This window comes from Solitalea longa (assembly GCF_002920915.1).
Classification (GTDB): domain Bacteria; phylum Bacteroidota; class Bacteroidia; order Sphingobacteriales; family Sphingobacteriaceae; genus Solitalea; species Solitalea longa.
In genome coordinates, this window is record NZ_PQVF01000003.1 from 183,510 (window position 1) to 200,578 (window position 17,069).

The 17,069-nt window shown below is 40.6% G+C and carries 8 protein-coding genes; all 8 read left to right on the forward strand.

The genetic code is table 11. The features are described 5' to 3' along the window. Nucleotides 1-304: 304 nt before the first annotated feature. The 8 genes from C3K47_RS05130 (at nt 305) to C3K47_RS05165 (ending at nt 17,069) form a co-directional block, all read left to right on the forward strand. The gene (locus C3K47_RS05130) at nt 305-910 is read left to right on the forward strand and encodes an RNA polymerase sigma factor (protein WP_103788043.1); all 606 of its coding nucleotides are present in this window, start codon (nt 305-307) and stop codon (nt 908-910) included. Between the two features lie 126 nt (nt 911-1,036). Next, nucleotides 1,037-2,209, forward strand: a complete 1,173-nt coding sequence (locus C3K47_RS05135; protein WP_103788181.1) for a FecR family protein — start codon at nt 1,037-1,039, stop codon at nt 2,207-2,209. Between the two features lie 244 nt (nt 2,210-2,453). After that, complete coding sequence (locus C3K47_RS05140) at nt 2,454-5,849, forward strand: SusC/RagA family TonB-linked outer membrane protein (RefSeq protein WP_103788044.1); 3,396 nt, start codon at nt 2,454-2,456, stop codon at nt 5,847-5,849. Between the two features lie 20 nt (nt 5,850-5,869). After that, on the forward strand, nt 5,870-7,309 hold the full coding sequence (locus C3K47_RS05145) for a RagB/SusD family nutrient uptake outer membrane protein (protein ID WP_103788045.1): 1,440 nt from the start codon (nt 5,870-5,872) through the stop codon (nt 7,307-7,309). 132 nt (nt 7,310-7,441) lie between these two features. After that, complete coding sequence (locus C3K47_RS05150) at nt 7,442-8,818, forward strand: thioredoxin fold domain-containing protein (protein ID WP_103788046.1); 1,377 nt, start codon at nt 7,442-7,444, stop codon at nt 8,816-8,818. A 15-nt stretch (nt 8,819-8,833) separates the two neighbouring features. Next, complete coding sequence (locus C3K47_RS05155; RefSeq protein ID WP_103788047.1) at nt 8,834-11,581, forward strand: alpha/beta hydrolase family protein; 2,748 nt, start codon at nt 8,834-8,836, stop codon at nt 11,579-11,581. Between the two features lie 2 nt (nt 11,582-11,583). Beyond that, nucleotides 11,584-14,334 (forward strand): alpha/beta hydrolase family protein, encoded by a 2,751-nt coding sequence (locus C3K47_RS05160; RefSeq protein ID WP_103788048.1) that lies wholly within the window; start codon nt 11,584-11,586, stop codon nt 14,332-14,334. Beyond that, on the forward strand, nt 14,331-17,069 hold the full coding sequence (locus tag C3K47_RS05165) for a S9 family peptidase (RefSeq protein WP_103788049.1): 2,739 nt from the start codon (nt 14,331-14,333) through the stop codon (nt 17,067-17,069). The genes C3K47_RS05160 and C3K47_RS05165 overlap by 4 nt, the downstream gene beginning before the upstream one ends.

The window sequence follows — 17,069 nt, forward strand, 5'->3', positions numbered from 1 at the left end:
AGTGTTTTGCCCACTGTCCAGGATATATGCAAAATACCGGTCATTTTTTTAATGACGGGCTTTTGCCTTTAACAAGAAATGAGGTTGTTTATTTTGTCAAACCTTACAGATGTCTTCAAGCTGGGATAAATAGGTTGTGAAGGTCATATTATTTGATTGATTTTAAAGCCTACCTATCATTTTGATGAACGTGGTTTGTTGATAAACCACTGAATTTAAAAAATATATTGGAGATGGAGTGTTCTTATTATTCCCTAAATATTTTTATCATTGCGCTTACCAACATAAATTGAAGTTATCTATAATGACATTAAAACCCCTAAGTAATGAGAAGGAGTTATTGGCAAAAATTGCCGAAGGGGATCAGCGTGCATTTACGTTACTATTCAATCATTATCACAAAAACCTTTTTTTATTCAGTATCAGGCTAACAAAATCGGAAGATGTTGCTTTAGAAATTGTTCAGGATGTTTTTCTGAAAATATGGTCGGTACGTGAGAAGCTTGTAGAAGTTGATAGTTTTGGCGGCTACCTGAGCAGGATTGTCCGCAATCATGCTTTAAATACGTTGCGTCAAATTGCCCGTCAGGCAAAATCTCTTGCTGTTGTTCCGATTGATTCGGAAGATTTTGAAGATCCTACTGCCTGTAATCTTACGGATCAGCAATTGGATTATAATCAAGCCCTTTTTGTTTTAAAGGGTGCATTAGAAAGCCTGGCTCCTCAGCAAAAGCTGGTATATCAGCTTTGCCATATTGAGGGACTAAAATATGAGGAAGCGGCTCAGGCTTTAAATATTTCTCCTGAAACGGTACGTGCTCATATGAAAAAAGCGCTTTCAAAAATCAGGGAACATTTCCGCAAGAATGCCATACTCTATCCTTTACTTATTGTGGCATTAAGCAAATAAAATTTGCTAAAATTCTATTAATTCAAAAAAAAATTACTGCCGGACTAACCCTTAGCTATTGCGTTTGGTGTCTATATTAAAAAAAGGTTAAGACAAATCTCAACCAAATTAATATTGATGATGAAAATGAATAGCAGGCTTCAGGAGTTACTCAACTTATACCTTAACAACAGGGCTACACCTGATGAACTTGATGAGCTTTGGGATTACACCAGCAATCCTTTATATACTAATGAACTTCAAGACCTTTTGGCTGATGCCTATCAACAGGATCATATTGGCAAGGAAGCAACTGATGAACAAAAACAAACAATCTTAAACTTTATATTCACAAGCACCGAAGCCGCCGCACCTATTAAAATTAAACGAATTGGATTATGGCCCCGTTACGCGGTAGCATCGGCTGCTGCTGTGGCTTTCATTGCCATTGGTGTATGGTTTTTTAACAGGTCACCTAAGCTTGAGGGCGGGAAGAATTCCTCAAATTATGCCATGAATGACATTGCTCCTGGAAAACAAGGAGCTACGTTGACTTTATCAAATGGGAAAAAGATCAGATTGTCGGAAGCAACTAATGGTGAGTTGGCAAATGAAGCGGGGGTAATTATTACTAAAGCTGCGGATGGGCAATTGGTCTACGAGATCAAAAATACTTCTGATGAAAATAAAATAAATACGATAAAAACTGCCAACGGAGAGACCTATCAGGTTCGTTTGCCTGATGGGTCGGCCGTTTGGTTAAATGCCGGTTCAAGTTTAACCTATGCAACTAATTTGCTTCAAAATGGTAAACGTACGGTTACGCTAACCGGTGAAGGTTATTTTGAAGTTGCCAAAGATAAAGCACATCCATTTATCGTATCGACGGGCAATCAGGAAGTGGAAGTTTTGGGAACCCACTTCAATATGAATGCTTATGCTGATGAGCCGGTTCGCAAAACCACACTATTGGAGGGAAGTATTAAACTGACTTCGGAAAATGACAGTGAAATTTTGAAACCGGGAGATCAGGCAGTTTCGCAAAGCGGAAAGTTGCATGTTAGAACGGTTGATGCTGAACTAGCCGTAGCCTGGAAGAACAATAAATTCATTTTTGAGCAGCAGAGTATTCAGGAAATTATGCGCAGCATCAGCAGATGGTATAATGTAGAAGTGATTTATACCGGGGAAATTACTAAAGAAACTTTTTGGGGTTCTGTGTCTCGTTTTGATAATGTTTCCAGTGTGTTGGCAAGGCTTGAAGCGTCGGGTAGTGTTCACTTCAGGGTTGAAGGAAGAAGGATTTATGTGCTTCCATAATTCAGATCTAAACTATTACATCCAATGTTAATACGAAAACTAAACTGATTTGTTCACTTAAAATCATTCAAGAGATGACAAAACGATTACGAAATCAATCTTAAAGGCTTAGCCCATGAGCCAAAAAAACCAGAAGCGGATACTCCTGGTTTCAGACTGGCCACATTTTTAATTAATCAACTAAAGCGCAAATGCCCCAAGTTTACGAGGCCGAAGGCAAATGCAATGAACCAGAATTTGACAAATGTATCAAAAAATTACCATTAAACGGGGTAAGGCGAGTCGCTTATCTCATAAAATCTGGCTGATTATGCGACTAACCACGGTTATTCTAATCGCTACTATGATGCAAGTTAGTGCCATTAGCATGGCGCAGAAAATTACTCTTGCAAAAATTGATGCACCTCTTAAAGAAGTGATCACTGAGCTTCGCAAGCAAAGCGGCTATGACTTTATTGTGCCGGGTTCTGTATTTAATCTGGCGAAACCTGTCACAGTTAATATCACTAATGTAGATTTCGAGGACGCTCTAAAGAAAATCTTTGATAATCAACCTGTTGATTACAATATCGAATCAGGAAATGTGACTTTAAAGATCAAGGAACCTAATTTAATTGATGAGCTTATTGTCCGTATTAAAGAAATTGATGTTAATGGTAAAGTGGTTGATGAAAAGGGCTTACCACTACCTGGCGCCACAGTGAAAGTAAAAGGGATGAGTCTATTCACTAATACGGATATGAATGGTTCATTTTCACTGAAATCTGTTCCGGAGGATGCCACAATCGTTATTTCCTTTCTTGGTTTTAAGACTTCTGAGATCAAAGCGCAGGCGCTTGCTGCAAGAAAAGATGCTGTTATCACCTTGATCTATAGTGAATCTAAACTCGATGAGGTTCAGGTGATCGCTTACGGTACCACTTCCCGTCGTCTTTCCACAAGTAATATCGCCACGGTTAAAGCCGAAGAGATTGCCAAATCTCCGGTTAGTAATCCATTATTGGCATTGCAGGGGCGTGTACCCGGACTTATTGTTACTCAGAATACAGGATTTTCAGGTGGAGGGGTAAAGGTTCGCGTGCAAGGGCAAAATAGTCAGATTAGAGGTAGTGATCCTTTATATGTAATTGATGGGGTTCCTTATACCTCACAATTGGTAAATGGCCTGCAACCTACACTAGGCTCTTCAACTCCTAATCCGGTAGATATTAATTTGTATGGTGGAGGTAATCCCTTAAGTTTCATTAATCCCGGCGATATAGAGAGTATCGATGTATTGAAAGATGCTGATGCAACCTCAATTTATGGTAGCCGTGCAGCCAATGGAGCAATATTGATCACCACTAAAAAAGGAAAAGCAGGACAAACCAGAGTGGAGGTGAATCTTCAAAGTGGTGTGGGTGTAGTTCCAAAGCGTATGAATTTGCTGAATACAAAACAGTATTTGCAAATGCGTAACGAGGCATTAAAAAATGATGGTCTTCCCGGACCAGGATTTTTTGATTTTGATCTTAATGGAGCCTGGGACCAGAATAGAGAAACCGATTGGCAAAAGGAATTACTAGGAGGTACTGCAAACTACAATGATTTTCAAACCAGTGTTACAGGTGGTAATGCAAATATTAATTATAGAGCTGGAGCTGGGTATCATAGCGAAACCACTGTATTTCCAACGGATGATAATGACAGGAAAACCTCTTTGCATTTCAATCTGAACAATATTTCAACCAACCAAAAATTTAAAATTCAGTTGAACGGAAGCTATATGTACGATCAAAACCAAATTCCTATGGTCGATCTTACTGGTATGGCAATGAGACTTGCGCCAAATGCGCCTGCTCTTAGAAATGCAGATGGTTCATTGAACTGGCAACAAGCCAATATTTTTGGTATGGTAATGCCAACCTGGGAAAATCCATTATCCTTTGATGAAAATATCTATCGTGTAAAAACCACCAACCTGGTAAGCAACGCGGTTTTGAGCTATAAATTGTTGCGTAACCTGGAGCTTAAAAGTAGTTTTGGATTCACCAACTTAAATGCCGATGAATTTTCTTCAGGACGTTTAAGTGCTCTCTCACCTGAGGCTCAGAAAACTTCAACACCAAGTGCAACGTATGGGAAAAGTAATATTCAAGGCTGGATCATTGAGCCTCAGCTGAATTATCAAGCCCTGATAGGTGCAGGTAAATTGGAGGCTATGCTGGGTTCTACACTTGAAAACCGACATACTACCGGTGACAGGATTAGTGGAGAAGGATATGCCAGTGATCTGGTATTAGAAGATGTTCATGCGGCGGCAAAATTAAACAACTATTTTCCTTCGGTTTCGGCAACCTATAAATACAATGCTTTATTTGGTCGTTTAAACTATAACTTTCGTGATAAATATCTCGTAAATGCAAGCATTCGCAGAGATGGAAGCAGCCGTTTTGGACCTGAAAACCAATTCAACAACTTTTATTCTATAGCCGGTGCCTGGGTTTTCTCTAACGAGGAATTTATCAAAAAGAATGCTTCTTTTTTGAGTTTTGGTAAGCTTAGAGCGAGTTACGGTACTACTGGTAACGACCAAATAGGTGATTACCAGTTTATGGACTTATACAATACACCATTTGGAATTAACCCATATCTTGGTGTAAATCCTTTAGTACCATCGCAATTATATAATCCGTTATTACAATGGGAAGAAACTAAGAAATTAAATTTCGGTATTGACATGGGCTTTTTTAAGGACCGTGTATTGCTTAATGCCAATTATAGCCGTAATCGTTCATCAAATCAGTTGGGTAACTACGGACTGCCTGTTTCTACCGGTTTTAACGTCGTTGTACGTAACATCGATGCAACCGTACAAAATACAGCTTGGGAATTATCATTAACTACAATGAATTTAATGGGAAATGGCTTTAATTGGTCAACCTCATTGAATCTTACCGTTCCTAAAAATGAACTGATTGCTTATCCAAACATTGACAAAAGTTCTGCTGCCGGTAATTTGCTGATAGGTAGTTCGTTATCACAGCAATTAGTATTAGGCTTTAGAGGGGTTGATCCAACAACCGGCGCTTACGTATTTGCTGATAAAGATGGCAACACGGTACCTTTGCCAAATGCCGGAACAGATCGTGTCCTGCCATTTAACACTGATCCTAAATTTTATGGGGGATTACAGAATACCTTCAGTTATAAAGGCTTCCAGTTAGATGCATTGTTTCAGTTTGTAAAACAAACAGGAAGGAATACCAATATTTTAGGTGACAGGCCAGGTGCATTTTCAGGGAACACCGGTAACCAGCCTGCTGATGTACTAAATGCTTGGCATAAACAAGGTGACGTAAGCAATATACAGCGTTACAGCCAAAATTTCAGCCTGTTTTTTCAGAACTATTATGCTGCAAACTTCAGTGATGTGGTATTTACCGATGCATCTTACATCCGTTTAGAAAATGTTTCGTTATCGTGGAGTATACCTCAAAGTTGGCGTAATAAATGGCATATGCAAAATCTACGTTTCTTTACTCAAGGGCAAAATTTGCTAACATTTACCAAGTACAAAGGCCTTGATCCTGAAACCCAAAGCCAGTTCTCTTTACCTCCGTTAAGAGTTCTCACCTTTGGTGTTCGCGCAGTTCTATAAAATTTTAAAGACAGCATGTTATGAAACAATATATAAATAGCAGGAAAACAATATTATTGGCATTAACGGTTCTTACCAGTACCGTGCAAATGTCGTGCGAAAACCTCATTGAAGTAGATACACCCTATACCAACTCCACTTCAACTATAGTTTACAGCAGCAATAACACTGCTACCGCCGTATTAACAGGGATATTAGCTAAAATGAGCACGCTAAATTCAACAGATTATTCAATGCCAAATATTGGTACAACATCAGTGTTTGTAGGCTTATCTGCTGATGAACTTGCTCTTTTTAACCCGGGAGACTTAACCCTTGGAGCCTATTGGCAAAATGCCTTAAACAATGAAAGAGGTGAGTTTTGGAATAGTATTTATCCCTTGGTTTATAACTGTAATTCAGCTATTGAAGGTTTAAATAATTCCACCATGTTAAACCCGGAAGTAAAAACGCAATTACTTGGCGAAGCTAAATTTATGCGTGCGTTTTTATATTTTCATTTGGTTAACCTATATGGTGATGTGCCCTTAATATTAACCTCAGATTACATAACCAATGCACAACTTCCACGTACTGCAAAGGATGATGTTATGGCACAAATCGTTACCGATCTAAAAGAGGCACAAAGCTTATTGAAAAGTGATTATGTTGGTGCCAATGTGCTTAATGCAACAGATGAAAGAGTGAGGCCAAACAAATGGGCAGCAACAGCCTTATTGGCCAGAGCTTACCTGTATCAGGAAGACTATGCCAATGCGGTAGCACAATCATCACTAGTTATTGCTAATACCGCCCAATACGGAATTGAACCGTTAAATAACGTTTTTGTAAAAAACAACAAAGAATCGATATGGCAAATACAGGCAACGGGTAGCTTTTTTAGTGCCAATACAGGCGAAGGTATGATATTTAAATTACCTGCTACCGGTCCCGATTTCTCGCACATCGTTTATATGAGCAATGGTTTGGCGAATAGCTTTGAAGCTGGTGATCAACGCAAGGAGAACTGGGTTGGATCAGCAGTGGTAGGCGCTACAACCTATTATTATCCTAATAAATACAAAATAGGGTCTGAGTTTGTACCTACTTCCGAGTATTCAACCGTATTGCGTTTAGCTGAACAATATTTAATCAGGGCAGAAGCTTACGCGAAATTAAATAAGCTGACAGAGGCTAAAAATGACCTCCTTGTTGTGCGCAATAGAGCAGGTTTATTAACTACAACCGCAGCTACCAAAGATGAACTGCTGTCCGCAATATTACAGGAGCGCAAAGTAGAGTTGTTCACCGAATGGGGCCACCGTTGGTTCGATTTAAAAAGAACAGGCAAAATAGATGCGGTAATGACAGCAGCTGCCCTATTAAAAGGCAGTACTTGGGCTACAACAAAAGCTCTTTATCCAATACCATTATTTGATCTGCAAGCGAACAATAAATTAGTTCCAAACCCAGGTTATTAATAATTATTAGCCCGGTTATTATACCGTGATAACCGGGCTATTTTAAATAAACAAGACAAATCATCATGATTTGCCATGATAAATAGCATAATATATCATGATAGTTTTATAACCATTGAAAAATTGGTATAAATGAAAACCTTAGGATCAATCATACTTATGATGTTGCTTGCAATTACAGCGAGCATCGCACAAGATAAAGGTGTAAAGTTCGAAGAAACGTTAACCTTACAACAACTAAAGGAGAAGGCCAAGACAGAAAACAAATACATTTTTATCGATGTAATGGCTACCTGGTGTGTACCATGCAAGCAAATGGATAAGGAAGTATATACGGCCGAGAACGTGGGGACTGTGATGAACAGCAAATTTATCTCGGTAAAAGCACAGATAGATAAGGGAGCAAATGATAGCGAACATACTAAAAACTGGTATGCCACTGCCGAAGAGCTTTCTAAAGAATACAAGATTATGGCCTTGCCTACCTATTTATTCTTCTCGCCTGATGGAAACATTGTGCATAAAGGAACCGGGTATTTAGCACCGGACGATTTTTTAAAGCTGGCAAATAATGCGTTGAATCCAAACGAGCAGTTTTATAGCAAGTATACCAACGCCGTAAATAATTATAGAAAAGGTGATAAGAATTTCGATATCATGCCTGCATTAATTGCCACGGCTGATGATATGGGTCATGTTAAGCTTAGAGATAGCTTAATTAACGACTATATGTATAACTACCTCTTCAAAAAAAGTGATGATGAATTGTTTACTAAAGCCAATATGGAGTTTATCAGCAGAAATGCAGGTCGACTTACTAGTAAAGATCGATTTTTTAAATTGATGTATGCCGATAAGGTAAAGCATGCCTTAGCTGATAGCGTGTTAGGTATGCCAGGTTGGGCGGCGAGTGTTGTAAAAGTGGTTATTTATAATGAAGAAATAAATGATCATATCTACAAGGATGGGAAAATTATTAATCTGAATCCAAATTGGAAAGCAATACAAGCAACCATCAGCAAAAAATATAATCCTACACTTGCAGAAAAGTATGTTTTATCAACCCAAATTGGTTTTTATAAAACACAAAAGGATTGGAAAAAATACGCTGCAGTTTTTGATCAAAACTTAAAGAAATTCCCGCCAAAACCTAACAAAGCAGGGCAACGTAATCTTCCCGAATCATTTGAGGTAAATGCTGCCGCTTGGGAGATCTTTTTAAAAAGCAATGAGAAGTGGCTTTTAGAAAAAGCACTGAGTTGGAGCGAACAATCATTAAAATTTGATGAAGAGCCCAACGTACAATACTACGATACCAAATCAAACTTATTATACAAACTTGGTAGGGTGGAAGAAGCTATTGCTACTGAAGAGTTTGCCATTGCGCAAGACCGGGCTTTTGTAGAAAAATATTACAAGTTGAAAAAAGGATTTTTTGAAGATCCGTACAAGGCCACCATCGAAAAAATGAAAAAGGGTGAGCCTACGTGGGGCGAAGGCGTTCAATAAAACTAATTGAAAATCATGAAAAGACTATATTTTACGGCTCTGCTAGGGCTGCTGGGCTTGCCATGTTTTGCGCAAAAACCAGTTTTAGATAAAAGTACCTTTAAAAACTGGACGATGACGCGCTCCGGGGCGATTAGTAATAATGGCCGGTATGTAAAATATGTGCTTTCAAGCAGCATATATGGCGCTCCTACAGATAAAACGATAATTCAACAGGTTAATGGCAGCTGGAAAAGTGAAATACCATCGATACAGGTTACACTTACTGCCGATAGCCGTTTAGCTATTAGCCAGGTAAGAGACAGCTTGTGGCTCGTCCAATTAGGCGGCTCATCAATAGCATATATTCCAAAGGTAATTACGTATAAGTTGTTTAGTTCCGGCAAGCAGGAATACCTGATGGCCAGAAAAGCAGCAGACAATGAAATGCTATTGCGCAATCTGGCTACAGGCAAACAGCAAAGTTTTACAGGAGTAGTTGATATAGTTGTAAGCCCGAACAGCACTAAACTGGTAGTTCGCTTTGCTGGCACAAAAGAGAATGGCGGACTTGAACAACTTGTTTTACTAGATCCTAAAACCGGTAAAAAGACCGAAGTATTCAAAGGTATTGGCTTGTCTAATATAGTATTTGATAAGATAGAAAATAAAATGGCCTTTAGTGGGATGGAAAAAGTTGGGAATGGCCTTGAACGTGGTTTTTATTGCTATACAAGTGGTATTGGCACTGTAAAAGTAGCAGACAGCCATTCACCGGGCGTTGAAGCAGGTATGAACCTGGAACGGATTACTTTTTTTAATAAAGGCGGCAATAAACTTTTTATAAAACTGAAACCAACGCCCGCGCCGGCGGCCGCCGCTACAGGTGTAAAAGTTGATGTTTGGAGTTATCTCGATGCAAAAGTGCAATCTATGCAGCTTGAGGAAAGCACCCCCGACCCATTTATGTTAGCTATGGGAGCCGGTTCAAAGGAACTGACCGCGGTGCTAAACCTGAATACCAAACGCGTGCTGCGCCTTGAAAATGAAGACGACCAGACTATGTTTATGCCTGAGGGTCTGGAAGATGAATATGTGTTTCCATACACAAGATCAGGCTATTTTGACGAGGCGTACTGGAACAAGACTTCAGTGCCTGTTCAATATGCAGTTAGCACCACAACAGGTGAAAGAAAGCAAATCGACTTTTCGATATATATCTTTTCCGGGATATCAGCCGGTGGTAAATATACAATTGGTACGGATGGCAAAAGTCCTGATATTTTTTCAATAAATCCTGCAACAGGCAAAGGCACAAATTTAACCGCCAGTTTACCTGTTCCAAAATTGAATGAAGAAGATGATTGTGCCGGACCTAAACCATCTGCAATAAGTATTGTAGGCTGGACGGAAAATGATGAAGCTTTGATTATCTCTGATGGTTATGATTTTTGGAAAATAGATCCTCAAGCTAAAAAAACACCTGTAAGCCTTACTAATGGTTATGGTCGTCGAAATCGTATTCAATTAGGTTTAACACAAAGAGTTACTGGTCCCTTTAAAAATAATGAAGCAATACTTTTATCGGGCTATAATAAACTTACGCACGATAATGGGTTTTACAACTTACACCTAGACAAACCTGGCGAACCTGAATTGTTGACCATGGGCCCCTATATGTATTACATGCCTTACATCAATCCTAATGATCCGCCTGTAAAAGCAAAAGATGCGAATGTTTGGCTCCTCCGTCGCGAGAGCACAACAGAGTCGATGAACTTCTTTACAACTACCGATTTTAAAACCTTTACGCCGGTAACTGAGGTTCATCCGGAAAAAAATTATAACTGGCTTACCTCAGAGTTGAAGAGCTGGAAAGATGTTGACGGTACGAATATGCCGGGTGTATTGTACAAACCCGAAAATTTTGATCCTGCTAAAAAATATCCTGTTATTATCCAATACTATCAAATACTCACGGATCATTTGCATAAGTTCTATTTGCCGGAAGCATCAACTGATAACATAAACATACCATGGTATGTAAGTCAGGGTTATTTGGTTTACACTCCAGATATACGTTATCCTATACCAGGCAGATCAGGAGAAAGTGCACTAAAATCGATCACCGGCGCAAGAGAACTACTCTCAAAACAGCCCTATGTTGACACCACTAAAATAGGTATACAAGGACACAGCTGGGGTTCAATGCAAACAAATTATGTCATCACCCATACCAATATGTTTGCCGCTGCTGTTTCTGCATGTGGCATAGCCGATATGATTAGTGGTTACAGCTATGTGCATGGCAAGGGTAGTGGTGCAAACAACCAGGCTTTTGCCGAGCGCGGACAGGAAAGAATGGGAGCAACCTTATGGGAACATCCCGAACGATACATTGAAAGTTCAGCGGTATTAAGGGCCGATAAGATTACTACCCCATTGCTGATGATGAACAACCGGAATGATCAGGTGATACCTCTTTCTAACGGTCTGGAGTTGTTCTTATCCATGCGCAGACTGGGTAAACCATGCTGGTTACTTCAATATGATGATCAGGCACATTCACTATATGGCGAGGCTGTGTCTATGGATTACACCACCCGAATGAACCAATTTTTTGATCATTACCTGAAAGGGGCACCAGCGCCAAAATGGATGGTAGAAGGTATTCCTGCTGCTAAAAAAGGAATTGATAGCGGCTTCGAACTTTCAACAGAAAAAGATGCCAACGGTAAACCTATAACACCTGGTGTTGGATTATTAAGACCGGAATCTCTATAGACATGAAGAAAATTACGATCCTATTTATATTGTTTTTGTGCGGTAACTATGGTTTTGCACAAAAGCCAGCTCTTGATTACAGTGTAATCGATAACTGGACTACAGTTAATACTTCCCGAATTAGCAATGATGGTAAGTACGCATTTTATTCAGCGATAGCGTCACCGTTTCGGGGCTCTGTTAAAGACAGATGCATTATTAAACAAATTAACGGTAACTGGGAAAAATCATTTCCAACAAGAAGTTTTGCTGAATTTACCAGTGATAGCCGTATTGCTCTTTTACAGCAAACGGACAGCTTATGCTTAATTAAACTGGGTACGTCATCTGTTGAGTACATCACCAGTGTATTAATGTACAAACTCTTTACCCTGGATAAACAACAATATGTTGTCATCCGGAAATCAAATATGGAAAAAGAGATCTTGCTACGTAACCTCACAACAGGCAAACAGCAAAGCTTTACCGGTATAACCGATTTTATGGTTAGCCCTGCCGGAGATAAATTGTTATTGCGTACCCCTGGTCCTAAAGATAGTGGTCAGGAAGAATTAACATGGGTCAACCTGCGCAGCGGCAAAAAAGTGGTGATATTCAAAGGCACTGCTCCAGCCAATTATGTGTTCAACAAAGCAGAAGATAAGCTCGCCTTTTCGGTATATGAAATAGCAGGCGGCGCACTTGCACATGCCTTTTACATTTACACAGCCGACAAGGGCGCGGTAAAGGTGGTTGCCAATCAGTCACCCGGGATAGAAACCGGTGAGACCATTGAGCGCATTACCAATTTCAGTAAAGACGATAGCCGCCTTTTCTTTACAATGAAATCAAAACCAGGTCCTCCAGCCTCGGAAGCCAAAGGGGTAAAAGTTGATGTTTGGAACTACCGTGATTTGAAATTACAAACGGTGCAGTTATTGGAAAGTGGCCCTCTGCCACTTTGGATGCAGTACTCCAGTATTCCTGAATCAAAAGCAGTAGTAACCTTGGCAACAGGCCGCGTAGTTCGCTTGGAAATCCCTGGCGATAAAAGCCATCTTTTCCCTGATGAGCTAATGGAAAATTACGTGTTCCCCTATACAGCCGAGGGCGACATCAGTGAAAGTTTCTGGAATAAGGGTGTTACAAAAGTGCAATATAAGGTTGATACCCGCACAGGTGAAAGAACAAAGGTTGATCTTGATTTACTATCTATTCGTGGGATATCGCCGGGTGGCAAGTACATGATGGCGACAAATAAAGGAGGAGATAAGTTTTTCTCAATAGACCAGGTAACCGGTAAAACAGTACATATTAACGCTAATGTGCCCCTGTTAGCTATTGATGAAGACTTTGATGGAGTTGGGCCAAAGCCACATGAACAATTGGGATTTATCGCCTGGACTGAAAATGATGCCTCCGCTTTACTATACGACAAGTATGATATATGGAAACTGGACCTTACCGGTAAAAAACCGCCTGTAAATGTTACCGGAGGTTACGGGCGCCGCAATAAGATCGTGCTGCGTTTGGTAGAGGATGACCCGAAAAAGGCTATAAAAGAAACAGAACCGATTTTGCTATGTGCGTTTAACACCGAAACTAAAGACAATGGCTTTTATACTTTACAGCTTAACAAGCCGGGTAATCCAGCCTTGTTAACTATGGGGCCGTATTTATATTATTCGCCATACATAGCCGGAGGTGATAAACCGGTAAAGGCAAAGGATGCTAATGTTTGGATCGTTAAACGGCAAAGCGCCAGCCAATCGGCCAACTTTTTTACCACTTCCGATTTTAAAAAATTCACGCCCTTAAGCAAAGAGTATCCCGAAAAAAAATACAACTGGCTTACCAGTGATCTCATGAGTTGGAAAGATGCTAACGGCAGGGACATGAAGGGTGTGTTGTATAAACCGGAGAACTTTGATCCGGCAAAAAAATACCCGGTTATATTTAATTACTACGAGAAGCTCAGCGACAGGAAAAATGTTTATCACCAGGCCGAAATGGCTATGGATAATATCAACATCCCTTGGTTTGTGAGTCATGGCTACCTGGTCTATACACCCGACATCCATTATACGGTTGGTGAGCCTGGTAATAGTGCTCTTAAAGCTTTGATTGGCAGTGCAAAAATGTTATCGGCTTTGCCCTATGTTGATGCCGCTAAGATGGGTATACAAGGTCATAGTTTTGGCGGGTATGAAACCAATTACATTGTATCGCACACCAATATTTTCGCCGCGGCAATGTCAGCATCCGGCGTGTCTGATGCGGTTAGCGCCTATAACTATATATGGGATACGGGCAGCAGCAACCAACAGCATGAAGAAACTGGCCAGGGCAGAATGGGAGGCAACCTGTGGGATATCCAAGACAAATACTTAGAAAACTCGGCCGTATTAAGCGCTGATAAAGTAACCACCCCTTTATTAATGATGCACAACAAAGCCGATGGAGGTGTGCCCTTTACACAGAGTTTAGAGTTGTTCTTATCGCTGAGACGCTTAGGAAAAAGAGCCTGGTTGCTGCAGTACGATGGGCATGCTCATTCTATTATTGGCGAAGCGACCAAGGATTATACCCAGCGTATGGATCAATTTTTTGACCACTATTTGAAAGGTGCCCCTGCACCAAAATGGATGCTGCAAGGTATTCCTGCTTCGCAAAAAGGGATTGATAGTGGGTTAGAACTCTCAACCGAAATAGATGAAAACGGCAAGCCTGTAACTCCTGGCAAAGGTCTCTTAATCGATAAAATAATTCAATGATGAAGAAGTTAAAATTATTAATGTTATTGATTGGATGTGCGAGTTTTTGCTTTGCACAGAAACCTGCCGTAGACCAAAGTGTGATCGGTAAATGGAAATCGGCGAGTACTGCCAAAATCAGTAACGATGGAAAATACGCAACTTATAGTGTAGTCAATTCGATATTCCGGGCATCACCTGAAGACAGGTGTATCATAAAACAGCTTGACGGTAAGTGGGAAAAGTCATTTTCATCAAGGTTTCCTGCAGACTTTAGCGACGATAACCGAACCGCGATTATCCTAAAGGACACCATTTGTCTGATTAAGCTGGGTACTTCCTCTGTCGAAAAGCTAACAAACATACTCGGATATAAGTTTTTAAGCCTGGCAAATCAACATTATTTGATCCTGCAAAAAGCAACGGCTGATAAACCTTTGATTATACGTAACCTGGTTACCAACAAAGAGCAACTATTTACAGGTGTAGTTAATTATATGCTAAGCCCGGATGGCGGCAAAATGGTGTTGAATTTTGCTGGTGGAAAGGATAGTGGCGGGCAAAGTCAATTAGCCCTGATAGATCTTCGTACAGGCAAGCAAACAGCTATATTTAAAGGTTTTGGGCCAACCAATTATGTGTTCAACAAAAAAGAAGACAAACTGGCATTTTCTGTTTTGGAAAGGGTAGGAATTGGTATTGGACGAGCAATTTATATATACACAGCAACAGGCGGTGCAGTAAAAACAATAAGCAGCCAATCACCAGGTATAGACTCAACTCTTGCGATTGAGCGCATTTCAAACTTTAGTAAAGACGGTACCAGGCTTTTCTTTACCGTAAAAACCAAACCGGCTGCCAAACAGCCTGTTACAGGCGTAATGGTGGATGTTTGGAACTATCGCGATGTAAAACTGCAATCGTCACAGCTGAACCAGTTAAATCCTGTCGATCCTACATTGGTGGCGTCAGATAATCGCGAATGCACAGCGGTAGCGAACCTTGCAACCGGTGGGATTATCCATCTGGAAAAAGATGGAGATCAACCCATGCTTTTCCCTGAAACGATCACAGATGATTATTTGTTTGTGTGTACCGGTACTGGAGATGCGGTAGAAGGTTATTGGAATAGTGGTGTTGGCGTCTGTTATCACCAAATAGATACTAAAACAGGAAACCGTAAAAACCTGGACCTGCTTTTAATGGGCTTTCGAGGCTTATCGCCAGCGGGAAAGTATGTAATTGGAAAAGGTAGGGCAGGGCAGGATTACTTTGTGCAAAATATACGGACTGGTAAAACGGTTAATATGACCGGTAGTATTCACTTGCCCAAGGTGAATACAGATTACAGCGGAGAACAACCAGAACCTTCGGAATTTGGAGAAATCGCCGGATGGACAGCCAATGATGGTGCTATTTTAATGAGCGACAAGTACGATATATGGATGCTTGATCCTGAAGGTATAAGAGCACCTGTAAATCTCACTGGTGGTTATGGTCGCCGTAATCACATTATGCTTCGCATAGTTAAAGATTATGGGACCACACCGATAAAAGATACCGAATCGCTCTTATTGTGTGCTTTTAATCAGGACAATAAAGATAACGGGTTCTACAGTCTGCAATTAAATAAACCTGGCAACCCAACAAAACTTACCATGGGTCCATATTTGTTCCATTGGAAAGACTTAACGGCATTTGCGCCTTTAAAAGCCCGCGATGCTAACCTTTGGATTGTTCAGCGAAAAAGCGCTGCCGAATCGGCCAACTTTTTTACGACTACAGATTTTAAAACATTTACACCATTAAGTAATGCTTATCCAGAGAAAGATTACAACTGGTTAACCAGTGAACTGATGAGCTGGAAAGACGAAAATGGGAAGGTGATGCAGGGCGTGCTTTATAAACCGGAGAATTTTGATCCCAATAAGAAGTACCCCATCATATTCGATTACTACGAGAAACGTAGCCATGAAATGAACCTTTATCGTTCGCCAGAACTGTCAAGAGACAGGATCAATATTCCATTGTTTGTGAGCCGGGGATATCTTGTGTACACGCCAGACGTATACTATGCAAAGGGAGAGGCAGGCAAAAGCGCCTTAAAAGCCGTAGTTGGTGCAGCAAAAATGCTTTCGTCTTACCCTTGGGTTGATACGGCCAAAATGGGCTTGCAGGGACATAGTTTTGGGGGATTGGAAACCAATTATATTGTAACACATTCCAATATTTTCGCTGCGGCCATGTCGGCATCAGGCGTGTCTGATTATATCAGCATATACAATGTGTATTCCGGTCCGGTGAGCATGCAGTACATGACAGAACATGGACAACTCAGGGTTGGCGGTAATTTATGGGAAAATCTGGAACAATACATTGAAAACTCGGCAGTGCTAAACGCCGATAAAGTGACTACGCCTTTACTACTAATGTCGAACAAAGGCGATGGGAACGTACCGTTTACACAGGGGCTTGAATTTTTCTTATCGTTACGTCGTTTGGGCAAAAAGGCTTGGTTATTACAGTATGATGGAGAAGGCCATAGCTTGTTGAATGAGGCCGCGACAAAAGACTACACCATTCGCATGGACCAGTTTTTCGATCATTACCTAAAAGGCGCTCCTGCTGCAAAATGGATGCTGGAAGGTGTGCCGGCTGCTGAAAAAGGTATCAAAAATGGGTTGGAGCTTTCTGCCGAGAAAGATGCTAATGGCAAGCCGGTAACGCCCGGGCCCGGTTTAACGATCAACAATTAA